Annotated in this window: 23 protein-coding genes and 1 other RNA gene; 2 read left to right on the forward strand and 22 right to left on the reverse strand. The window is 64.4% G+C overall.

Features of this window, described 5'->3' with window-relative positions; genetic code table 11:
* Positions 1-38: 38 nt before the first annotated feature.
* From ABQJ54_RS02090 to ABQJ54_RS02125, 8 genes are all read right to left on the reverse strand, one after another.
* The gene (locus ABQJ54_RS02090) at positions 39-1,823 is read right to left on the reverse strand and encodes a toprim domain-containing protein (RefSeq protein WP_367852623.1); all 1,785 of its coding nucleotides are present in this window, start codon (positions 1,821-1,823) and stop codon (positions 39-41) included.
* Positions 1,823-2,587 (reverse strand): LvrA C-terminal domain-related protein, encoded by a 765-nt coding sequence (locus ABQJ54_RS02095; protein ID WP_367852624.1) that lies wholly within the window; start codon positions 2,585-2,587, stop codon positions 1,823-1,825. The genes ABQJ54_RS02090 and ABQJ54_RS02095 overlap by 1 nt, the downstream gene beginning before the upstream one ends.
* A gap of 297 nt (positions 2,588-2,884) precedes the next feature.
* Positions 2,885-3,073 (reverse strand): hypothetical protein, encoded by a 189-nt coding sequence (locus ABQJ54_RS02100; protein ID WP_367852625.1) that lies wholly within the window; start codon positions 3,071-3,073, stop codon positions 2,885-2,887.
* On the reverse strand, positions 3,073-3,405 hold the full coding sequence (locus ABQJ54_RS02105; protein ID WP_367852626.1) for a helix-turn-helix domain-containing protein: 333 nt from the start codon (positions 3,403-3,405) through the stop codon (positions 3,073-3,075). Before ABQJ54_RS02105 ends, ABQJ54_RS02100 begins: the two co-directional genes overlap by 1 nt.
* Positions 3,405-3,623 (reverse strand): helix-turn-helix transcriptional regulator, encoded by a 219-nt coding sequence (locus tag ABQJ54_RS02110; protein ID WP_367852627.1) that lies wholly within the window; start codon positions 3,621-3,623, stop codon positions 3,405-3,407. Before ABQJ54_RS02110 ends, ABQJ54_RS02105 begins: the two co-directional genes overlap by 1 nt.
* A 98-nt stretch (positions 3,624-3,721) precedes the next feature.
* Positions 3,722-4,234, reverse strand: a complete 513-nt coding sequence (locus ABQJ54_RS02115; RefSeq protein ID WP_367852628.1) for a hypothetical protein — start codon at positions 4,232-4,234, stop codon at positions 3,722-3,724.
* 93 nt (positions 4,235-4,327) lie between these two features.
* Entirely contained in the window at positions 4,328-4,624 is a 297-nt protein-coding gene (locus tag ABQJ54_RS02120) for a hypothetical protein (protein ID WP_367852629.1), read from the reverse strand.
* Positions 4,621-5,553 carry a hypothetical protein gene (locus tag ABQJ54_RS02125; protein WP_367852630.1) on the reverse strand — a complete coding sequence of 311 codons (933 nt, stop codon included), beginning with the start codon at positions 5,551-5,553 and terminating at the stop codon, positions 4,621-4,623. The genes ABQJ54_RS02120 and ABQJ54_RS02125 overlap by 4 nt, the downstream gene beginning before the upstream one ends.
* A gap of 368 nt (positions 5,554-5,921) precedes the next feature.
* On the opposite strand from ABQJ54_RS02125, the gene ABQJ54_RS02130 reads away from it, so the two are divergent.
* A complete protein-coding gene (locus ABQJ54_RS02130) occupies positions 5,922-6,710 on the forward strand; it encodes a hypothetical protein (RefSeq protein WP_367852631.1) in 789 nt (262 codons plus the stop codon).
* 76 nt (positions 6,711-6,786) lie between these two features.
* Here the strand turns inward: ABQJ54_RS02130 and ABQJ54_RS02135 are convergent, their stop codons facing one another.
* The 4 genes from ABQJ54_RS02135 to ssrA form a co-directional block, all read right to left on the reverse strand.
* A complete protein-coding gene (locus tag ABQJ54_RS02135; protein ID WP_367852632.1) occupies positions 6,787-7,890 on the reverse strand; it encodes a DUF4236 domain-containing protein in 1,104 nt (367 codons plus the stop codon).
* Positions 7,891-8,033: 143 nt separating this feature from the next.
* Positions 8,034-8,717, reverse strand: a complete 684-nt coding sequence (gene tmk, locus ABQJ54_RS02140) for a dTMP kinase (RefSeq protein WP_367852633.1) — start codon at positions 8,715-8,717, stop codon at positions 8,034-8,036.
* Between the two features lie 158 nt (positions 8,718-8,875).
* A complete protein-coding gene (locus tag ABQJ54_RS02145) occupies positions 8,876-10,111 on the reverse strand; it encodes a tyrosine-type recombinase/integrase (RefSeq protein WP_367852634.1) in 1,236 nt (411 codons plus the stop codon).
* A 180-nt stretch (positions 10,112-10,291) separates the two neighbouring features.
* Positions 10,292-10,643, reverse strand: a transfer-messenger RNA (tmRNA) gene (gene ssrA, locus ABQJ54_RS02150).
* A gap of 305 nt (positions 10,644-10,948) precedes the next feature.
* Here ssrA and ABQJ54_RS02155 point away from each other — a divergent pair.
* Positions 10,949-11,455 carry a PepSY domain-containing protein gene (locus tag ABQJ54_RS02155; protein WP_367852635.1) on the forward strand — a complete coding sequence of 169 codons (507 nt, stop codon included), beginning with the start codon at positions 10,949-10,951 and terminating at the stop codon, positions 11,453-11,455.
* Between the two features lie 249 nt (positions 11,456-11,704).
* On the opposite strand, the gene fabV is transcribed toward ABQJ54_RS02155, so the two are convergent.
* The 10 genes from fabV to rlmD form a co-directional block, all read right to left on the reverse strand.
* On the reverse strand, positions 11,705-12,913 hold the full coding sequence (gene fabV / locus ABQJ54_RS02160) for an enoyl-ACP reductase FabV (protein ID WP_367852636.1): 1,209 nt from the start codon (positions 12,911-12,913) through the stop codon (positions 11,705-11,707).
* A gap of 270 nt (positions 12,914-13,183) precedes the next feature.
* Positions 13,184-13,918 (reverse strand): copper homeostasis protein CutC, encoded by a 735-nt coding sequence (locus ABQJ54_RS02165; RefSeq protein ID WP_367852637.1) that lies wholly within the window; start codon positions 13,916-13,918, stop codon positions 13,184-13,186.
* Positions 13,915-14,952, reverse strand: a complete 1,038-nt coding sequence (locus ABQJ54_RS02170; protein WP_367852638.1) for a glycosylasparaginase — start codon at positions 14,950-14,952, stop codon at positions 13,915-13,917. The genes ABQJ54_RS02165 and ABQJ54_RS02170 overlap by 4 nt, the downstream gene beginning before the upstream one ends.
* Before the next feature lie 211 nt (positions 14,953-15,163).
* Complete coding sequence (locus tag ABQJ54_RS02175) at positions 15,164-15,370, reverse strand: cold-shock protein (protein WP_367852639.1); 207 nt, start codon at positions 15,368-15,370, stop codon at positions 15,164-15,166.
* Positions 15,371-15,562: 192 nt separating this feature from the next.
* Positions 15,563-16,315, reverse strand: a complete 753-nt coding sequence (locus tag ABQJ54_RS02180; protein ID WP_367852640.1) for an S-methyl-5'-thioinosine phosphorylase — start codon at positions 16,313-16,315, stop codon at positions 15,563-15,565.
* Entirely contained in the window at positions 16,312-16,854 is a 543-nt protein-coding gene (locus ABQJ54_RS02185; protein WP_367852641.1) for an NADPH-dependent FMN reductase, read from the reverse strand. Before ABQJ54_RS02185 ends, ABQJ54_RS02180 begins: the two co-directional genes overlap by 4 nt.
* 22 nt (positions 16,855-16,876) lie before the next feature.
* Positions 16,877-17,425, reverse strand: coding sequence for a hypoxanthine-guanine phosphoribosyltransferase (locus ABQJ54_RS02190; RefSeq protein WP_367852642.1), 549 nt, complete (start codon positions 17,423-17,425; stop codon positions 16,877-16,879).
* Positions 17,422-18,438 (reverse strand): beta-N-acetylhexosaminidase, encoded by a 1,017-nt coding sequence (gene nagZ / locus ABQJ54_RS02195; RefSeq protein ID WP_367852643.1) that lies wholly within the window; start codon positions 18,436-18,438, stop codon positions 17,422-17,424. Before nagZ ends, ABQJ54_RS02190 begins: the two co-directional genes overlap by 4 nt.
* Positions 18,438-18,962, reverse strand: a complete 525-nt coding sequence (locus ABQJ54_RS02200) for a CYTH domain-containing protein (RefSeq protein WP_367852644.1) — start codon at positions 18,960-18,962, stop codon at positions 18,438-18,440. The genes nagZ and ABQJ54_RS02200 overlap by 1 nt, the downstream gene beginning before the upstream one ends.
* A 197-nt stretch (positions 18,963-19,159) precedes the next feature.
* Complete coding sequence (gene rlmD, locus ABQJ54_RS02205) at positions 19,160-20,503, reverse strand: 23S rRNA (uracil(1939)-C(5))-methyltransferase RlmD (protein WP_367852645.1); 1,344 nt, start codon at positions 20,501-20,503, stop codon at positions 19,160-19,162.
* Positions 20,504-20,538: the final 35 nt, after the last annotated feature.

Here is a 20,538-nt window from a genome sequence, read left to right on the forward strand (position 1 = left end):
TCCTTAATTCCACAGAAGCATGGAGAAAGGTCGTTTCTTCATGCGGCAGTACAGGCCAGTGACAACGGCAGCAATGAGCGCGGCATATGCTCCGATCCCGCGAGAAATTGAGTCGTGGACTTGTCGAACCACAATGCGATCGATGGTTCGTTGCCAGTGGCGCGCTGCTTGAGAACGTTGAGGTACGTGCTCGCCGAACCAATGCGATCCGGGATCGGCGTACCGGTCCTTTCCAACGCTTCCTGAGCGCGTTCCAGTGGCTTGTTGCGCCACACCTCGATCACGGTGTCGACCATGTCGGTAATGCCACCTGAGCCTTTCACGGCCATCTTGCCGGCCGGGTGGTCTTCGCTCTCGACCTTGCGCATGTGGGCCACGATGGCGACGTGCGTGCCTTCCAGTCGGGCGAAGTCCGAAAGCTCCTCGACAAACTGCTTCTGGCCCGCGTAATCGTCGTCTGCAAACCCACACTTGGTCAGGTTATCGATCACGAGCAGCTCAATGCCGTACCGACGCCTGGCGTAGCGGAAGACCTCAAGAATCCGCTTCGCCTTGGCTGCACCAGCCACATCGAAGGCCCAGAGCTTCCCCTTGAGCGCTCGGATGATGGCCCGAATGTAGGCTTCGGTCGGATTCGGTGTACCGGCGATCTGTCGCGCCATCCGCATTAGCCAAACCGGTGTCCGGAATTCCATCGACGCGACGCAGCAGGGGACATCTTGCGTGGCCATGCTGGCAACAACATGCGAGATGACTGCACTCTTGCCGTGACCGTTCACGCCCGCCCAGATGGATGTCTCGCCCGGACGAAGCAGCAGCAGGTTGTGGGTTTTCTGCCATGGCAACCGCAACCCGTCATCGACGCGGGTGAACTCGCTCCAGACTGCATCCTCGAAATCCGCGGCGCCTTTCAGTTCGGACGGATCGAGCGTGCGTGCATCTCGCAGACACGCCGCCATGTCGACAGTCGACACGCCCTGCATCAGGCAATCGTTGGCGTCCTTGTGTGGGAGACGGACCACGCGACAACGTCCTCGCCCCAACCGTTCGGCGATCTCGCGCTCGGCTTGTTGCCCGGGGCCGTCGCTGTCCAACGAAAGGTAGATCGTGTCGTACACCGCCAAGCGATCGAACTCCGTGGCGATCCATCCCTGCTTGGCACCACCACCACCACCCATCGGCACCGACAGCGTCGGGAAGCCATAGGTGTGCCAGGCCATGGCGTCCAGCTCGCCCTCAGTGATGATCACGCAACGCGCGCTCTCGGCAATCGCTTGCCATCCGAACAAGCACGGTTCGCACTCGGCATCCTGTCGGAACGACTTCGGTAACTTGCGGTACTTTGCAGCCACCAATTCGTCGTCACGCAAGTAAGGAAACATCAACCAGCCGTCACGGGAGGCGAGGCGATAGGCCTCGATGGTGCTGGAGGCGATTCTTCGCGTCTCAGTGAGCCACGCGGCGTGCTCGGAATGGAGACGTACCACCCCCTCCCTCGTCGGCCTCTGGAAGCGTTTCTGTGGCGGATCGATTCGATCCTCGCGGATGCCGAGGTAATCGAGAGCTTCCTTGCACGCATCCCGCAGCGAGAGCTTCCGGCAGGCCATCCACAGCCCGACCAGGTCACCGCCCTCGCCCGAGCTGAAATCGCTCCACACGCCCGCCTTGTCGCCGGTGAGGTGTACGCCGAGCGACTGGCCTGTTTCACCATCCGCCGATCCGGCGCGCCATTCCTGGCCCACGCGCTTACCGTTCGGCAGCAGCAGACGCACCACGCCGTCGACCTGGGCGGATAGCCGTTGTGCGATCTCGGTCGCTCGCATCACACCGCCCTCCGCAGCCAGCTTTCATCGCCGCTGCCCGGTGAGCCGTGGACACCATCGCTCCGCGCCGGCTCGGTCTCGTCCTCCCAGCGCCGCCCGTTGAGCCACGTCGCGGCATGGGGAATGAACTGCCCACCGTCACGCTGCCATTGGTCTGATTGCCGTTGCCGTGCCAGCGCAGCCAGCATCACGTCCAGCAGTGCCACATCGGGTCGGAGCTTGGCGAGCGCCTTCACGGCAGCCCGCTTGCCGACATGTCGGGGATAGGCTGACCAGAACCGCTCGAAGTGCGCCGCTGGATCGGTCGATCGCTCAGCTCGCTGAGCAAGAGGTTTTTGAATCAGAGAATCAGGAATCAGAGAATCAGATGGGCTCGTTCCGGAAAAGGCAGTGCTCGCATGGTTCTTGCCCGGTGCCTGCACGATGCGGGCACTGTGCTTGTCTGGTGCTGGAATGGTGCTCTGGGCTTCTTTTACATGCGGAGTCTGGTGTTTGTCCCATGCCAGCACCTGACAATAGCGCTCACCTTCGGCGGAATAACGGAGGATGAAACCCTTGTCGTGGAGCGCCTGCAGTCCGGCTTCGACATCCACGTTGTCGCCCGGAAAGACCTCCATCTTGATTCGCGCCGGGCGATCCTCGAACCGGCCTTGGCGATCAGCGATCGTCCAGAGGCCGACGAACAAGAGCCGGTACTCGTAGGGCAACTCTACGAGCACCTCGTTCTTGAAGAATCCGGGCTTGATGTTGCGAGAGCGGGCCATGTCACACCTCCTTCAAGTCGAAGAGGCGAAACGCGATCTCGACTGCTGGGGCCGGAACTACTCCGTGGCAAAAACCGGCGATCAACTTCGACTTGATCTGGCGGCGAGCGCGTCGCCGCAGCGATGCTTCCATGCGTCGGATCTGCGAAGGCGAGCGCTCAGAGATAGCCCGGCGCATTTGCTCCCAGCGGGCGGACGCTGTCTCACGATCTCCGGCTGCGTGCGCTTCTGCACAGGCTTTGCCAAGGTCGCGAATGCGACGCTCATGCAGCGTGTCGTGAAGGGAAGTCACCGCGCTCATACGGTGCCCCCCAGCGTGCGGCGCTCGACCATCAAGCGGCGCAGGCCGTCCATGGCACGCTCCAAGTTGATCAGCACCTGGTCCTTCAGACCATGCTCGGCGATGTGATCGGCCAAGACACCGATGCATACACACGCGGCGAGCAGGTCGTCATGGATGTCGGTAAGGGGACGGTTGGCCTGCATCAGGCGACTCCCTGCAACAACGTGTACAGCGCCACGTTGTGGTGCGCACGTCCCTGGTCATCGTGGCGGTCTACGCGCACGGTGATGATGCGGTGGCCTTCCTCGCGCAGTTCCTTCACGCGAATGGCCGGGTGCATGACGTTGAGGTCACGGCGCGCGGTGATCGTGTCAAGGGAGTCGTGGCGCAGGTGTGCCAGCAGGCGCTGACGCTGGGCGGCGGTACTGGTGTTGCTGACTTCCGCTGGGGTGGTAAACTGAGCGCGTCCGCCAAGACGATTGTTTTTGGAGCCAGCCCTCACCGGCTGGCTTCGTCGTTTCTGGGGGCTGGTCATTACGCCGCCTCGCCAGCCACGACGCACTGAAATTCGGCCAAGTCGGCGATGTGATACCTAATGGCTCTCGCGCCGATGCGACGAAAAACCGGGCCTTTCTTCAAGGCCCTCCAATTTCTCAAGGTCCTTGGCTGTATGCCGAGAATCGCAGCAGCCTCGATGTCTGTTACAAGGCTGCCGGGTTCAAGCTTGGCGACGAGCGGGGGCTGCATGGACATTTCAGCGTCTCCGATGACTACCGGCGCGTATGGCGGTGCCTTCGGTGACGAATATGCCGTGGTTGCAGTTGTCCGCGCCCCGGGCCCGGACAACTATTTCATGGCTTCTTGATCTTCCGGCGAATCGTGTTCCATTGCTCGGGATCAATCAGGCGCGCAATGTCGGAACTGGTTTTGTTGGCATGCTGCGGCATCGCCCATAGGGCGGCAGCTTGTGCCTGCCACGTCGCAGCGGCAGTTGCAGATGCAAGGCCACGTTCACGGTTATGCTCCGCAAACGGCTTGCGCACCTTCGCACCGGTGCGCGCCGCCTTTTCTTTTGCAATCTCGACGGCACAAAGACGCAAATGTTCGCGCAGCATTTTCCCGGCAGTCTCCATGTGCCCCGCACATGCCTTACGGAACATGCTTTCAAGCGCCGCATTCCGCACTGAATCGGAGTCCAACTTGCCCGTGTCTTCAATCAAGCGTTCCGCCCACGCCGGTGGTATTTCGTTGAGTTGATAACCGGCCTTCAGTGCGTGATGACCCACCCACGTCGCCACCAGCCACCAACCCAGCTCCTCATCGGTGTTGCTTAAATCAACGGTAGTAAGCGGAATAACGTCCACACGCGCACACCTCTGCGCCCTTCAAGAGGTGCCGCGCCAGCCGGGGAAGGTGCCCAGTGTTCGGATGGCCGTCCTAGGCGCGGCGTTTAACGGTTAGCGCTTGATCGGCTTCATGCGCTGCATCGCTCGGCGGGCCAGAAACAGCAGCTGATCCCGTTCGGACGGCAGTGCCTTCGCATCCTCCAAATCGCGTATCTCGGCCTCGATGTGCGCCGTCGCATCTTCAACGCTGCGGCCGTCTTGCACCAGGTGGTCAAAAATGTACTGCTGGTGGCCATCCCAGTGGGGCGGGTACAAGCACGGGATGGCGCTAACGTTGGCAGGCGATCCGCGCCCGGCCTTTGCGCGCGTCTGCGTTGCTCGCGGAAACTGGATGATCTGCGCGCTCATGCAATCAGCCTCGCGTGCATTTCTTCGCGCTCGGCTTCCGATGCTACCGAATATTTCCAGCCCCACACGTCGCCGCGCATCAGGAATTTCTTCCCGCTTTTTGTGGGGCGCCGCGCGTACTCTGCCCACGCTTGGGATAGCTCCCGCGCCCATCTCCTGTCGTTGCGCCGCTGCATGTTGCGCTCATCGATACGCGCCTGATTCAGCCTCGCGAGCCAGCCCGGCGTATTGGTGCGCAGATCTCGTGCAACTTCGGGTGCCCAGGGAATCCCCTTGCTGACATGCTTCGTTGGCACCCACTTGCCCGGATCCTGTTCACGCGAACGAGAACGGGTCGTGCGCCTCAGATGCTCGGGAAGACGCTCCATCCACTCGTTGAGGTAGTCACCGCTGACGACCCGCTGAGGGTCGGCAGGTAGAGGCTCACCAGGGAAGAGAGCACTCCATGCATAGCGATCAGCGATCGCTTCCGCAACCGCCAAATACGCAAGCCCCCACTCCCTGTCGTTGTGTGGAAATGACTTGGAAAAGGCGCGTTCGACTGGTTCGAAGTTGTTCTGCGTGTGGCCTACTTCATGCATCACGATGAACTCGAACATCCGATCGGCTGGCACTTTCGACCAATCCAGCTCTGGACGATGTACTGCATGCATCTGTGCAACAGGCACCCGAGGAGATACCTCGATCAAGCCGATTTCGTCGTAGCACCGCTGCCCCGCCCTCCTGTCGCGAAGCTTCGCAAGGTCGATGATGACGTCCTGGGCCATCATGTTGACACGCCCCCAGTCGCGCCCCATCTCTTGTTGTGTTCTCACGGCAATAGGCATCCCGCAGATGGCGCGGGCGCGCATATCCAGTGCGAGGAACACTTCGGGCGTGAGAAGGGCCACACCGCTGCCGGAAACCGGGTTGTGCGGTATCGGCTGCATTATCGAAATGTTGATGTGCCGCTGAGCTACTAGACTCCCGTCTGCCATGGTCGTTCCCCTCTGCATGTTGAAGAGGCCACCAAGCCGTTGCGGCAGGGTGGCGGACGTGCAGGGTTGGCGAACCGGCTCAAACGGAAACCGGCCAGCCCGAAGGCTGCCCTGCACGCCCACCGCAAAGTGGGAACGCACGCTTGCCGAGGGCACAAAAAACGACGCTCCTCGGCGCCGTTGCGCCGTTTGAATATTCAGGTCGCCAAACCTGGCCCCCGAATTGGCGGGGACACGGACAGATTGCTCCTCGCCTGGAGGATTTGCAAGCGCCCCAGTACCAGCGAGAATTTGGCGATTGGCACCACAACAGGGGCGGCATGATGAAGGACGCCAAGCACGAAGATGTTCGGCCTTCTAAGCTCGTATCTCGGCTGTTGGTGGCGGCCAGCTTTGCGCGTCACTGCTTTCGCTTTGCGGCGACTGATGCGCTGAGCGCTGCATTCGGTTGGGCCACCGTGATCAATGGTGCAGCGCTTGTTTATTTGGCTGGCCGAGCAGGCATCGCGATCAATTCCAGCCAAGGCTGGCCAAGCATCCTTCTCTATGCGGCAGGCTGCTTCCTCGTAGGCCTAGTAATCGCCTTCTTCATCAACCTCGTGCTGGTTGCTCCGGGAAAAACACACCGGCTGATGTGGCCACTCGTGTTGCATATCAGCGGCGATGATCGGTCTCCGGACTATGTCTTCCATGAGATCGCTCGCGGGTTCAACTCGACCGTGAAGGTGACGAACCGCTCGCACGAATACCTGCTTGACTGCGCAGCTCACATTCTTGGCGTGACGCTGCCTGCCGGAGAGAAGCATGATCGCTTTGTCGAGAAGTTCGACCTCCCGCCACAGTCGACCAAGAACGTCTACGTCGCGTACTGGTTCGCACGTGATGTCGAGCCGTCAGACGACAAGGAGATCAACCTTTGCGGTCCAGTGGGTGCTGGTTTTGGAGGGAACCGTCTATCCGTCCCAGCCGATGGAGCGGAACTTACTGTGAGAATCCAAGCGCCAGGCAAGGAAACGAAGTGCATCCGCTGCCGCGTGTGGGTGGATAGGGGCTCGCGCAAACTTATGACATCGCATCTGCCGCTCGGCAATGCAAGGGTGCCCGGATGAGTCTCTGCTTGTCTCGCGACGAGATCGCCGAACTGTGTCAAGTACCTAGTGGAAACGGGATTCAGGAAATCTTGTGTCAGCCAGGTGCGGCAGGTGTTACTCGCGCCAAACGCCTGACGGCTCCGACAAAATCTCCACCCACTCCAGGCTGCGATAGCTGGATGACCTCGTTGATGCCGGATGCGCTTTGAATGCACATCTCGGTGTACCGGCAGATGGGTATTTGCCTGTTATTGTTGAAACGACGGTCAGGACCACCGTTCTTATTGACGAAGCGCCAAGTGTGCCCGACCACCCTTGTGTCGCGTGGCACCCCTTCATCCTCGATGAAGTTCTTTTCTACTACGGCTATGCTCAAATGACTGTACTCCACACCTCCCACACCTTCAGGCGCATAGACCAGCACACGGTCGGGGAAGAAGTGCAGCACTTGACGCCCGACGCCTATAGCCACTGTCTCGATGTTGCATTTGAGATGTGATGGCGCCCCACGCCGGATGGAAGTCACCTTGCGCCTTATAAGGCTTGCGGCACCGGCGTGATATTTGCGATCTAGTACGCGCCCGCTAGCCTCGATGTGCCACACGCGGGCACAACCTGCCAACTGAAGCGCCGCAGAGTGTAGTTGCTCATATGCGGCCTCTACATGCGGATCGAACTCGTAGAAAAGCACCACTGTTTTCGCAAGTTGGTCTCGGACGCCAACGTACACAGCGCCAATCAGACCTGCGAGTGCGATCAACGAATTCACCCACTGCGGCGCGTCCACGTGAACTGACCACGCCAACAACATAACGGCGCCAATGAGAACCATGGGCCACATCAGGGGTCGCTTGCGCTTCTGGTTGATTTCATCCAACAACGCCTTAGATGACGAATCAACTATGTGATTCGCATCGAGTGAGTCGATCTCCTTCAGCGGTTCGTGCGTGGCACTGATCGGCGTGTGTTGGATCGGCGGCGTGTACGAATACTGTTGTCGCGGTGCACGAGTGTCATTGCCTGCTGGCGGCAGGGTGGCCCGGTAGTAGAAACCACCGCGCCCCATATGGATGTAGTTTCCGCGCGGCCCCGTGCCGACGCGAAACCCTTTGATGCCTGCGGAAACCCCGACTCCGGAACCGGAAAGGTTGAAGCGCAGCGGTCCGACGCTGATGCTTTTGCGTAGATAGAATCCCACGACGCCCCCTGTGGCGCGGATCTCCCCAGATCCTCATGAGATACCGTCTGCCAACGCCGGCACACCGTCAAGTGGCGCGAGCGAGATCGGCCAGGCGACGAGTAGCCCAGAAAGCAGAAGCCCCGCGCTTGGCGGGGCTTTTGCTAAGCCGAAACTGCCGCTCCTAGCTGTCTCATGCGCTCAGCATTTTCTGGCGTAGCACCGCCTTGGCGACCTAGCTTGTCTGCCGCTGCCACGAGCACCGCTTTCCACGCGTCGGCCTGCACATCGGGTGGCGTGCGAGAGGCATCGATCACATGTCGGCTGGGCAACTTCATGTTCAGGAAGATGGAGCGGCACTTCGCTAGGTTCTCTTGCGTCTCGAACAGATTGGGCTCATCCCCACGGGCACGAATGCGAGCCAAACCCACCACCGGCTCTACGTCTAACAAGAGCGTTACGTCAGGATCGGGCGCAAAGGCATTTTGCAGAAGGAGACTCGATGCTGAGAGCCCATGCGCACCTTGGTACGCGACCATCGATGGGAAGTAGCGATCCAAGATCACCACCTTTCCTGCTTCAAGCGCTGGACGCACTAACTCATCCACATGCTGACGGCGGTCGAGTAACAACAACCGCACCTCCTCATCCGGGGAGAGCCGCCCTTCGCTGGCACTCTTCCGCAATTGCGTGCCCCACGGACCATTCGTAGGCTCTTTGCTAAAGACTACGGGCACACCGTTGCCACGCATCGACTCAGCAAGCGTGCGTGCAAGCGTGGTCTTGCCGGCGCCATCGATACCCTCAACAGCGATCAGCAGCCCACCAGGAATTAGTCCGGCAGTCATGCCGCGCACTCTACACGATCAACAGCAAAATTCCGCGTCCTTGAGCTCACCCTCGGCCCCGTGCCCGCGTAAGCCACCTTACCAAGCCAAATGGAGCAGCCTGGCGCCTTCCTGAAAGGTCGAAATTGACTGCCTAAGCCCCAGCCCTGCTAGCGCCATCACCCAGCTTTGCGCTTGAACGGCACCACGTCGCCACCAGCACGCAGCGCGTCCAGGTAGTCCGCCCAGCCCTGCATCATCTTCCGCCGCTCCGGCAGGTGCGCCGTGCGGTTGTAGGCGCGTCCGTTCGGGTCTTTCACGGCATGCGCCAACTGGTGCTCAATGAAGTCGGGCCGGTAGCCCAGCACTTCATCAAGGATCGTGCGGGCGGTGGCACGGAAGCCGTGGGCGGTCATGGTGTCGGTGCCGTAGCCCATGCGTCGCAGGGCCGCGTTGATCGCGTTGTTCGACATGGGGCGCCGTGGTGAGCGGCCACCGGGGAACACGTACTGCCCTCGTCCGGTCAACGGCCGCAGCTCGTGCAGGATCGCCACCGCCTGCTCGCACAGCGGCACCAAGTGGGGCTGGCGCATCTTCATCTTGCCGGCGGGGATGTTCCACTCTGCCGCGTCCAGGTCGATTTCCGCCCACTCCGCATGCCGAAGCTCACCGGGGCGCACGAACAGCAGTGCGGATAGCTGCAACGCCGCCCGCGTGGTGATGTCGCCCGTGTAGCCCTCGATGGCGCGCAGCAGTCCGCCCAGCACGGCAGGATCGGTGATCGCGGCGTGGTGGCGCTCTGCCGGCGAGGCGATGGCGCCTTTCAGGTCGGCCACGGGGTTCCGGTCGGCACGCCCGGTGGCGATGGCGTAGCGCATCACCTGCCCGCAGGTCTGCAACACACGGTGCGCCGACTCGATGGCGCCGCGCTCCTCCATTCGGCGCCCTACTCGCAGGAACTCCGGCGCGCTCAGCTCGGCCACGGGCCGGCCACCGATGTACGGATAGACGTCGTTCGCCATCCATGCCTCGACCTTGACCCGGTAGTGCTCGACCCACGTTTGCTTACCTAGCCACTCGCGGGCGACCACTTCGAAGCTATTGGCCGCTCGCTCCTCTCCTGCCGCTTTCTCGGCCTTGCGGTGCTCGCCGGGGTCTATCCCCGCCGCCAGTAGGGCGCGGGCTTCCTCGCGCTTCTCACGCGCCAGGCGCAGGGATGTTTCCGGGTACGCGCCAAGCGCCAGCATGTTTTCCGTACCCGTAATGGGTCGGCGGTAGCGCCAGCGCCATAGCTTGCTGCCGTCCGGGTTCACCAGCAGGAACATGCCCCGGCCATCGGGCATCTTGTACGGCTTCGCCTGCGGCTTGGCATTGGTCACGGTGGAAGGGGTCAACGGGTCTGCGCGCTTGGGCATTGGGACCGCTCCGGTTTTTCGGGTACGCGTTCCGCCGGTCGTCTCTTTACCCATACCCGTACCCGCAAAATTGGGTGATGTACGGGTACGTCCCGGGGACGTTGCGGGACAAGCGTACAACAAAAAACCGCGCCAGAGCGCGGTTTCAGGGGGATCAGGGGATATCCCGTGACGCTGTATTGGTGGAGGTGGCGGGAGTCGAACCCGCGTCCGAAGGCGCTTGACGCCCAGTACTACATGCTTAGCCCACCGTTGAATCTCGTCCCGCGACAGCACGATGTGCGAAGCGCATCGAAGGACCAGCCTGCTTGATTTGACCCTGGCCGACAGGCGGCGGCTTCGGGCGATCCCGTGATAATGACCCTACACCGGCGAGCACGAGCACAAGCGGGTTCGGGGCTAGGCCTTAAGCGGCCAGAGCGTAGTTGTCGTCGTTGGCAACTATGAGTTTGCGGCTGGATTAACGAGGAAAGCTGCCCCCTCGGCATGCACCAAGCCATCTCACTACCCCCGTCGAAGCCAGTACACCCCCGGGGAAACGGTATGGCTGCACAAGTATATGGGGTCGCGGCACGCTGCATCAATGCGACTGCGCCGTTGACAGTGCTGCGAAGCCCGACAAGCCGCTGGCCGGGTTTGTGCGCGCCTGGTTCCGGAGCCAACTGAACCGCAGCCCGTCTTTCACTTGCCGGTCACGGCTTTGTTCACGCCTCGGTCCCGAACGCGATGGTCCTATCTGTGTTGTCAGGCTCGATCCGACGCCCCCACCAGTTCGCAATCGTCGGGCCATGAGCCTGTCTGCCGGCACGACCCGGCCCCATCACCCAGGAGTGCATCATGAGCAAGCGCCTGCTTCCCCTGTTGATCGGACTGTCGATTGGCGGTGCCGTCTTCGCGCAAACCCAGCCCTCGCCGGTGGCCGCGTCGTCCACGACCCGGACCATCACGACTACCACCACGAGCACCTGGTCGACGCAGCCACCGAACGGCGCATTGAATGAGAGCGCGATCAGGGCCACGATCACCAACGCTGGCTACAAGCAGGTAAAAGGCCTGGAGTTCAAGGACGGCGTGTGGCGCAGCAAGGCTCGCGGCGGCAACAAGAAGTGGGTCAAGCTCGCCGTCGGCCCCGTTTCCGGCAGGGTCTACCCGTCCGATGCACCGTCCAGGCTCGACGAGGACGAGGTCAGCGCCAAGCTGACCGCCGCCGGCTACCAGAACGTCAAGGACGTGAAATTCGACCACGGCCTGTGGAGCGCGAAGGCGAAGTCTCCTGAGGGCCACAGTGTCGCCCTGCTGGCCGATCCGGACGATGGCAGCGTGGTCGCCCAGTCGCACGACTGATCCGTTTCCCAGACACCATGTGCAAGCCCGGCGCCGTCACGGCGCCGGGCTTCGTCGTTTCAGACGCACAGGAAAAGCCCGCATTGCGGTGCCTCTTCATCATCGTGGCCCAATGCAAACACGGGAGTCTGCAGGCCGAAGACAGCTTGCATGCGGAGCTGGTGCTGGTGCGGTTCCTACTACAGCGGCAGCCTGATCATCGCCATTGCTATTCGAGCCACGATTATCTGTACGGCGACTTGCGCGATATCAAAGCTCCAGACAATCAAACCGCCGATCCGTCTCCACCTCGGCGTCATAGTCCACGTCCGCCCGGTCAAACCCGAACAGCTTGAGGAACTCGTGCTTGTAGCCGGCGTAGTCGGTGATTTGCTTGAGGTTCTCGGTGGTGACGGTGGGCCACAGGGTCTTGCAGGCGTCCTGCACGTCGTCGCGCAGCTCCCAGTCGTCCAGGCGCACACGGCCTTCGGCGTCGGTGGGCAGGGCGGCGCCGTCGGCGCGGTAGAGGCGATCGTGGAACAGGCGGTTGATCTGTTCGATGCAGCCTTCGTGGATGCCCTTCTCCTTCATGATCTTGAAGGCGATGGAGACATACAGCGGGATCACCGGAATCGCGGCGCTGGCCTGGGTGACCACGGACTTCATCACGCCCACGCGGGCGTCGAGGCCTTCGGCGGCGTGGCGCTGGCCCAGCGCCCTGGCGGTGTTGTCCAGATGCTGCTTGGCCTGGCCCAGCGTGCCGTGCCAGTACATCGGCCAGGTGATCTCGGTGCCAATGTAGCTGTAGGCGATGGTCTTGGCGTTCTTCGCCAGTACGCCGGCGGCACTCAGCGCGTCGATCCACAGCGCCCAGTCCTCGCCCCCCATCACGGTGACGGTGTCCTTGATTTCCTGTTCGGTGGCCGGCTCGATGGTGGCCTCGATCACAGTGTCTTTGTTGGTGTCGACCGAGGTGTTGGTGAACGGCTGGCCGATGGTCTTGAGCGCGGAGCGCACCACTTCGCCGGTGTCCGGCAACTTGCGTACGGGCGAGGCCAGCGAATAGACCACCAGGTCGATCGGGCCGCCCATGTCGTTCTTGATGATCTCGATCGCGCGCGCGCGCGTTTCGTTGGCGAACGCGTCGCCGTTGATCGACTTGCTGTACAGGCCGGCCTGCTTGGCGGCCTTGTCGAACGCGGCGGAGTTGTACCAGCCGGCGGTGCCGGGCTTGTCCTCGCTGCTGGGCTTTTCGAAGAACACGCCCAGCGTGGCGGCGCCGTAGCCGAACGCGGCGGTGATGCGCGAGGCCAGACCGTAGCCGGTGGAGGCGCCGATCACCAGCACGCGCTTCGGGCCTTTGCCGTCGTCGTGGATCGCGGCCTGGGTGGTGGCGATCTGCCCGGCCACGTTGCGTTCGCAACCGACCGGGTGGGCCGTGACACAGATGAAGCCGCGCACTTTGGGTTTGATGATCACTGGGACTCGCTCCGCAAGGGAATTGCAAAGCGGCATCTTAGCGAAGGTGGGGGAACATGCGCTGCGGTAGGGAGGCGTTTGCCGTGGCTGCCCCTTTCGGATTCGGCGAAAGGCTGTGGATGGCCGCAATGCGAGGAGCAGGAAAGAGGATTGAGGTGAAGAACGGGTGTTCTCGGGAACATCAGTTCGACACGCGCTTCGATGCAAGGACATCGCGAGGTTGGCCCCTCACCCCGGCCCTCTCCCCGGAGGGGAGAGGGAGACAAGCTGTCAGCCGGTGCTCTGCAGAGCTTGCACCAGCGCGCGCACCTGCGCCGCGTCGCTGCGCACTTCGCCGCCTTGCATGTCGGCGAGCAGCGGCGGGCGATGGCGCATGCCGGAGGCGAGTTGCCGCTTGGCGGAGGCGTGGAACTCGTGGGCGCCAGTGGCCGCGGCGAGTACAGCCAGATTATCGGCCGTGACGCCGGCACCGGGCATGATGCTGACGCGGCCGGTCGCCTGCACGATCAGCTCGCGGATCTGCGCCGCGCCATCCGGCGCACTCGCCTGCCCGCCCGATGTGAGCACGCGCTCGCAGCCCAGCGCGATCACGTCGTCCAGCGCGCGGTGCGGATCGCGCACGAGATCGAAGGCGCGATGGAAAGTGACGCCAAGGTGACCTGCCGCGGCGATCAGGCCGTAGCAGCGCTCCATGTCCACGTCGCCCTCGGCGTCGAGCACGCCCAGCACCACGCCGTCGCAACCCAGCGCCACGCAGGTTTCGATGTCTCGGCGCATGGCCTCGCATTCGTCGTCGTCGTAGAAGAAGTCGCCGGCGCGTGGGCGGATCAGCACGTAGAGCGGGATGTGCAGCCGCTCGCGTGCCATCGCGATGGTGGCATGCGAAGGGGTGAGGCCGCCGAGTTCCAGTGCGCTGCACAGTTCCACCCGCCCGGCCCCGCCCGCCTGCGCGGCCAGCGCGGAGGCCACCGAGTTCGCGGCCACTTCCAGCAGTCGGGCGCTCATGCGGGGTAGACGCTTTTCGCGGGGAGCAGCGCACGCTGGTTCCTCGCGTCGCACACGGCGTAGGAGAAGCCGGGCTGGATCGCCCAGGCGCCCACCTCGCCGTCCCGATTCATGGCGAGGAAGCCCACCTGGATTTCCTTCGCGGTCTTGGGTTTCTTGCGCACGATGCGCAGCACCGCTTCGCGGCAGGCTTCCGTGGGCGTGCGGCCCTGGCGCATCAGTTCCACCACCAGGAAGCTGCCGGCGCTGCGGATCACCTCCTCGCCCACGCCGGTGGACGTGGCGCCGCCCACCTCGCCGTCCACGTACAGGCCGGCGCCGATGATCGGCGAATCGCCCACGCGGCCGTGCAGCTTCCACGCCATGCCGCTGGTGGTGCATGCGCCGGCCAGCTTGCCGTGCGCATCCAGCGCCAGCATGCCGATGGTGTCGTGGTTGTCCTTGCCACCCGGCAACCCGTCGGGGCTGCCGGCGCCGTAGTCACGCACCTCGCTGTTGATCACCGGCCGGTAGTGCGCGGTCTTCAGCCATTCGTGCCAGGCCTGGTCCGCTTCCGGCGTCAGCAGGTTCTCCTTCTTGAAGCCCTGCTCCAGCGCGAACTGCAGCGCGCCGTCACCGGCCAGCAGCACGTGCGGCGTGCGCTCCATCACCCGGCGCGCCACCGAGATGGCATGGGTGACGTGTTTCAGCGCGGCTACCGCGCCGCAGTTGCCTTCGGCATCCATGATGCTGGCGTCCAGGGTCACCTTGCCGTCGCGGTCGGGGTAGCCCCCCTTGCCCACGCTGTGGTTCTTGAGATCGGCTTCTGGCACGCGCGCACCAGCCTCCACTGCATCCAGTGCATGGCCGCCCTGGCCCAGGATCGCCCACGCCGCCTGGTTGGCGGCGATGCCGAAATCCCAGGTGGAGGCCACGCGCACGGTGGCGGGCTTGCGTGCCGCGCCCGCCGCGTCGGTGGCGGCGAGCTGCCCGCTGATCGCCAGCGCCGAGGCGCCGAGCAACGAGGTCTTGAGGAATTGCCGACGATCAGCCATGTGTGCTCCCGTATTTTTGCGATCATCCCTGATCGCGGAAATCAAACAGGCAGCCACCCATGGCTGCACTCTTCAAATTTTTGCAATCGTCCATGATCGCGAAGATCAGGCGGGCAGTCATCGGTGGCCGCGCTGCCCAAGCAAAAAGCCCCGCGCCAAGGCGCGGGGCTCGATTTCACTGCATGGCCGACCCGAGGACGGCCGATGGAACTCAACCCGCGACTTCGACGCCCGAAGCCTGGGCGCCTTTCGGGCCCGTGGTGACTTCGAACTTCACGCGCTGGCCTTCCTGCAGGCTGCGGAACCCCTTGGAATTGATCGCCGAGAAGTGGACGAACACGTCCTCCCCACCGTCCTCGGGCGCGATGAAGCCGAAGCCCTTGGCGTCGTTGAACCACTTGACCGTACCGAAACGCATTGCTGGAACCTCTGGAAGCATGGACAGGATGCACCCGACCGAGCTCGAACCATCCCCCTGGCTCACCGTCCTGGTGCCCGGAAAGTATCAACATGTTTCAAGGCAAAGCGCAATATGCGCCTGCCGATTCACGGCGCGAATCCCCATTCGGGCTTATGAAAATGCGCTATGCGGTAATGCGTTAGCGCACGGTCACGCGCGCAGCATCGCCTCCAGCAGGCGCGGCACCTCGGCGGTGGCCGCGGCGAGGTGGGCGAAGATCTCCTCGATGCTGATCTCCGCCTCGTCGCCGCAGCCCGCCGCGTAGTTCGCCACCAGGGCGAGACAGGCGTAGTCCAGTCCCAGCTCGCGCGCCAGCGCTGCCTCGGGCATACCGGTCATGCCGACCAGGTCGCAGCCGTCGCGCTTCATGCGGGCGATCTCGGCGCGGGTCTCCAGCCGCGGCCCCTGGGTGGCCCCGTAGCAGCCGCCATCGATCACCGCGATGCAGGCCTTGCGCGCGGCTTGCAGCAGGCGGTGGCGCAGCGACGCGGTGTACGGCTCGCTGAAGTCGATGTGCTTCACCTCGGCGCCCTCGACGTCGCAGAAGCTGGTGTAGCGGCCGTGGGTGTAGTCGATCAGCTGCTCGGGCACCACGATGGCGCGCGGCCCCATGTCGGTGCGGATGCCGCCCACCGCGTTGACGCCGATCACCGTGCGCGCGCCGAGGCTGTGCAGCGCCCACAGGTTGGCGCGGTAGTTCACCCGGTGCGGCGGCAGGCTGTGGCTTTCGCCGTGGCGGGCGAGGAAGGCCACGCGCCCGCCGGCGAAATCACCCAGCACCACCTCGCCCGAAGCCGCGCCGTACGGTGTCTCCACCGCATGCCGGCCGGCGTTTTCCAGGCCGGGAAACTTGTACAGGCCGCTGCCGCCGATCACGGCCAGGTCGATCAGGTGATTGCTCATGGAAGGGTCCCGAGGAAGTTGTGCAGGTGGCGTGCCAGCAGTTCGCGGGTGCGCTCGTCCGCAAGCCGGCCATCGACGATCTTGGTATGCGCCTGGAACACCAGCACCTCGCCCTGCGGTTCGACCACCGCACCGGCCCGGCGCAGCACCAGCCGCAACTGGTCCTGCGCGCGCACCGTACCGGTGACGCCGGGGCTGGCGCCGACGATGCAGGCGCGCTTGCCGGCCAGCGGCGCGGACGGCCGGGCGATGCCGGGCCGCGAGATCCAGTCGATGGCGTTCTTCAGCACGCCGGTGATGCCGCCGTTGTATTCCGGGCAGGCCAGCAGCAGGGCATCGGCCTGCGCCACCGCATCCTTCAGCGCGGCGACCGGTGCGGGATCGCCCTGCTCCTCCACGTCCTGGTCGAACAGCGGCAGGCCGTGCAGGTCATGGATCGTGAGGGTCGTACCTGCCGGCAGCAGCTCCTGTGCCGCGTGCAGCAGCACGGTGTTGAACGAGGCCCGGCGCAGGCTGCCGGAGATGCCCAGGATGTCCATGCGTGGCTCCCGTAGGGTCCGCTCAGCGCAACGCGTAGATGGCCGGCAGGTTGCGGCCCTGCTCGTGGTAGTCCATGCCGTAGCCGAACACATAGCGGTCGGGCAGCTCGACGCCGTTGAAGTCGGAGGCGATGCCCTCGACCAGGCGATCGTGCTGCTTGCTGCACAGGCTGGCGATCAGCACGCGCTTCGCGCCGCGGCGCAGGCAATCTTCGCGCACGGCCTTCAGCGTGTGGCCTTCATCGAGGATGTCGTCCACCAGCAGCACGGTGCGCCCGTCGAGATCCACCGCCGGCTCGCGCAGCCAGTGCAGGTCGCTGCCGGAGGTGGCGCCGCGGTAACGGGTGGCGTGCACGTAGTCGAATTCGAGATCGGTGCGGATCGAGAGCGCCAGCTGGCCGGCGAACATCAGCGCGCCGTTCATCACGGTGAGGAACACGGCTCGCTCGCCCTCCAGCGCGGCGTCGATCCGCCGGCCGAGATCGGCGATCACGGTTTCGATCTCCGCGCGTTCGAACAGTACGTCGGCGTGCGCCAGTGCGTCACGGAGGGAGGGATGCGTCTGATTCATGCGGTGCCCTGCGCGGCGTCCAGCGCCGTGATGCGCGCGACGAAGCGGTCGCGCTGGGGGTTGTCGGTGAGGCTGTCCCAGCTGGCGCCGATCGCGCCGCGCAGCGGAACCAGCCGTTCGGGATGCACCGGCACGCGGTCGGCGATGGCGGCGATGGCCTCGTCCACCACTTCGGGGAAACAGGCCAGCACCAGGTCGCAGCCGGCGTCCAGGTGCCCGTGCACGCGCTCGGCCACGCCGCCGGCCACGCCCGCGGCGGCCATGCTGATGTCGTCGCTGATCGCCGCACCGGCGAAGCCCAGTTCGCCGCGCAGGACCTCGCCGATCCACGCCCGCGAGTAGCCGGCTGGCTGCGCATCGACGGCGGGATAGACCACGTGCGCCATCATCACCGCTTCCGCCCGCGCGGCGATGCACTCGGCGAACGGGCGCAGGTCGTCGCGACGGATGTCATCCAGCGGACGCGGGTCGACGGCCTGCGCCTTGTGCGTGTCGGCAGCCACCGAACCATGGCCTGGGAAGTGCTTCAGCACCGCGGCCATGCCAGCCAGGTGCATGCCGCGCACATAGGCCGTGGCGAGCTCCGCGGCAACGGCGGGGTCGGCGTGGAAGGCACGCATGCCGATCGCCGCGTTGCCGCGCGCCAGATCCGCTACCGGCGCGAAGCTGAAGTCCACGCCGCAGGCGCGCAGCTCGCTGGCCATCACCCAGGCGTGCTCCTCGGCGAGGCGCACCGCTTCGGCCGGATCGCGGTCGTACATCTCGCCGATCCGCGCCAGCGCGGGCAATCGCGTGAAGCCGTCGCGGAAGCGCTGCACCGGGCCGCCTTCCTGGTCCACCGCGATCAGCAGTTTCTCGCCGCCGGTCTCGTGGATGGATTCGCACAAGGCCATCAGCTGCGCACGGTCGGCGTAGTTGCGCGCGAACAGGATCACGCCCGCCACGCCGGGCGCGGCGAGCCACGCCCGTTCGTGCTCGGCGACTTCGAGTCCGCTCAGGCCGATCAGCAGCATCAGGCGCTCGCTCCATCATTGGCGTCGCGCTCGGCCTGCGTCCAGCGGGCATACGGGTGCGCGATCAGGTTGACGTTGTAGTAGCGCGCCAGCGCGCTCACCTCGCGCCCCAGCCACGGCGGCCGCGGGAATGGCGCGTCCGCATGCGACAGTTCCACCTCGGCCACCACGAGGCCGGCATTGTCGCCCAGAAACTCGTCGATCTCGAACAACGTGCCGTCGACCGTGACGTGATGGCGCTGCTTGCTCAGCACGCCGTCGCACAACGTGGCCAGCAGCGCATCGGCATCGTCCGGCGGCATCGGGTAGTCGTACTCGGCGCGCTCCACGCCCAGTCGCGCGGCCTTGATGTTGAGCCAGGCCCCGGCGCCCGCCCGCCGCACGCGCACCGAGGCGCGCGCCAGCCCGGCCGCCAGCGCCGCCGCACCGACCAGGTAGCCCTGCGCGATGCGTTCGCTGCGCTCGACCTGCTCGCGCCAGCTGTCGTCGCGCAGGAGGAATTTCCGCTCTATCTCGATGGGCATGGGGTGTCTTTTATCTCGAAAGCAAGCACAGGCAATGAAGGAACTTCGCCTCCAAGTCCGTCATTCCGGCGAAAGCCGGAATCCAGTGAAACATGCGTGCGAAGCACTCCAGACAGATTTTGCGTGCTGCGCACGAGTATCCAACTGGATTCCGGCTTTCGCCGGAATGACGTCGCGGCAGCTGGCGCACTCAATCATCACCGCTCGAACAGGGCAATCGATTCGACGTGGGCGGTGTGCGGAAACATGTCCATCACCCCCGCCGCACCGAGCCTGAAGCCGTGCTGGTTGACCAGGATGCCGGCGTCGCGCGCCAGCGAGGCAGGATGGCAGGAGACGTAGACGATGCGCCGTGTGGTCTTGTGCGGCAGGTAGGCCAGCACCTGGTCGGCGCCAGCGCGCGGCGGGTCGAGCAGCAGCTTGTCCCAGGGCTGCCGCGCCCAGTCGACGCCACGCTGATCCTCGAACAGGTTGGCGACAAGGAACCCCGCATTGGCGATGCCGTTGCGCCGCGCATTGTCCGCAGCGCGCGACACGAGACCATGCTCGCCCTCGACGCCGACCACCTCGGCCACCCGGCGCGCGATGGGCAGGGTGAAGTTGCCCAGCCCGCAGAACAGGTCGAGCACGCGGTCGCCGGGCTGCGGATCGAGCAGTTCCATCGCGCGCGCCATCATCCTGCGGTTCATGCCGGCGTTGACCTGCACGAAATCCAGTGGCTGGAACTCCAGTTCCACATCGTCCGCGCCGCCACCGGGCGACAGCTTGAACGCCAGCCGCGGTGCCTCCGGCCACAGCGGATGCACGCCGCTCACGCCGCCGGGCTGCAGGTAGATCGCGAAGCCGTGCGCCTTGCCGAATGCGATCAGCGCCTCGCGATCGCGCTCGCTCAGGGGCTGCATGTGGCGAAACACCAGCGCGACCGCGTCATCGCCAGCAGCGAACTCGATCTGGGGGATATCGGCAGCGGCATCCATGGCACCGACCAGGTCACCGATCAGCTCGATCCTCGAACCCAGCGCGGGGTGCAGCACGTCGCAATGACGGATGTCGGCCACGTAGCGCGGATTGGCCTCCTCGCGGAAACCGACCAGCACACGCCCTTTCTTCGCCACCGCGCGCACCGACAGCCGCCCCTTGCGGCGATATCCCCAGGGCTCGTCGACGAGCGGCGGCAGCCACTGTGCCGGTTCCACCTTGCCGATGCGCGCGAAGTTGTCGGCCAGCACGCGCTGCTTGGCGGCGATCTGCGCCGTGGCATCCAGGTGCTGCAGCGAGCAGCCCCCGCACTGCCCGAAGTGCGGACACTTCGGCTCGACCCGGTGCGGCGAGCGACTGAGCACTTCAGCCACCTCGGCCTCGTCGAAATGGCGATGGCGCTTGCGGATGCGCAGGCGTACCCGTTCACCTTCGAGCGCGCCGGCGACGAACACCGCCTTGCCGTCCACACGGGCGACACCGCGACCATCGTGGCTCAGATCGGTGATGTCGGCTTCGAGCTCGGGAACAGGCGCGCGGGAGCGGGAGTTGGATCGGGACATGGTCTGCGGGGCTTCAACACGACAAGGGCAGACCG

Origin of the sequence: Rhodanobacter lycopersici (assembly GCF_040812335.1) — a bacterium.
Lineage (GTDB): Bacteria > Pseudomonadota > Gammaproteobacteria > Xanthomonadales > Rhodanobacteraceae > Rhodanobacter_A > Rhodanobacter_A lycopersici.

Excerpts from the sequence above, each read along its gene's own strand:
- ABQJ54_RS02090 (WP_367852623.1), bottom strand. The coding sequence starts at position 1,823 with ATGCGAGCGACCGAGATCGCACAACGGCTATCCGCCCAGGTCGACGGC.
- ABQJ54_RS02095 (WP_367852624.1), bottom strand. The coding sequence starts at position 2,587 with ATGGCCCGCTCTCGCAACATCAAGCCCGGATTCTTCAAGAACGAGGTG.
- ABQJ54_RS02100 (WP_367852625.1), bottom strand. The coding sequence starts at position 3,073 with ATGCAGGCCAACCGTCCCCTTACCGACATCCATGACGACCTGCTCGCC.
- ABQJ54_RS02105 (WP_367852626.1), bottom strand. The coding sequence starts at position 3,405 with ATGACCAGCCCCCAGAAACGACGAAGCCAGCCGGTGAGGGCTGGCTCC.
- ABQJ54_RS02110 (WP_367852627.1), bottom strand. The coding sequence starts at position 3,623 with ATGTCCATGCAGCCCCCGCTCGTCGCCAAGCTTGAACCCGGCAGCCTT.
- ABQJ54_RS02120 (WP_367852629.1), bottom strand. The coding sequence starts at position 4,624 with ATGAGCGCGCAGATCATCCAGTTTCCGCGAGCAACGCAGACGCGCGCA.
- ABQJ54_RS02125 (WP_367852630.1), bottom strand. The coding sequence starts at position 5,553 with ATGCAGCCGATACCGCACAACCCGGTTTCCGGCAGCGGTGTGGCCCTT.
- ABQJ54_RS02130 (WP_367852631.1), top strand. The coding sequence starts at position 5,922 with ATGATGAAGGACGCCAAGCACGAAGATGTTCGGCCTTCTAAGCTCGTA.
- tmk (WP_367852633.1), bottom strand. The coding sequence starts at position 8,717 with ATGACTGCCGGACTAATTCCTGGTGGGCTGCTGATCGCTGTTGAGGGT.
- ABQJ54_RS02145 (WP_367852634.1), bottom strand. The coding sequence starts at position 10,111 with ATGCCCAAGCGCGCAGACCCGTTGACCCCTTCCACCGTGACCAATGCC.
- ABQJ54_RS02155 (WP_367852635.1), top strand. The coding sequence starts at position 10,949 with ATGAGCAAGCGCCTGCTTCCCCTGTTGATCGGACTGTCGATTGGCGGT.
- ABQJ54_RS02165 (WP_367852637.1), bottom strand. The coding sequence starts at position 13,918 with ATGAGCGCCCGACTGCTGGAAGTGGCCGCGAACTCGGTGGCCTCCGCG.
- ABQJ54_RS02170 (WP_367852638.1), bottom strand. The coding sequence starts at position 14,952 with ATGGCTGATCGTCGGCAATTCCTCAAGACCTCGTTGCTCGGCGCCTCG.
- ABQJ54_RS02175 (WP_367852639.1), bottom strand. The coding sequence starts at position 15,370 with ATGCGTTTCGGTACGGTCAAGTGGTTCAACGACGCCAAGGGCTTCGGC.
- ABQJ54_RS02180 (WP_367852640.1), bottom strand. The coding sequence starts at position 16,315 with ATGAGCAATCACCTGATCGACCTGGCCGTGATCGGCGGCAGCGGCCTG.
- ABQJ54_RS02185 (WP_367852641.1), bottom strand. The coding sequence starts at position 16,854 with ATGGACATCCTGGGCATCTCCGGCAGCCTGCGCCGGGCCTCGTTCAAC.
- ABQJ54_RS02190 (WP_367852642.1), bottom strand. The coding sequence starts at position 17,425 with ATGAATCAGACGCATCCCTCCCTCCGTGACGCACTGGCGCACGCCGAC.
- nagZ (WP_367852643.1), bottom strand. The coding sequence starts at position 18,438 with ATGCTGCTGATCGGCCTGAGCGGACTCGAAGTCGCCGAGCACGAACGG.
- ABQJ54_RS02200 (WP_367852644.1), bottom strand. The coding sequence starts at position 18,962 with ATGCCCATCGAGATAGAGCGGAAATTCCTCCTGCGCGACGACAGCTGG.
- rlmD (WP_367852645.1), bottom strand. The coding sequence starts at position 20,503 with ATGTCCCGATCCAACTCCCGCTCCCGCGCGCCTGTTCCCGAGCTCGAA.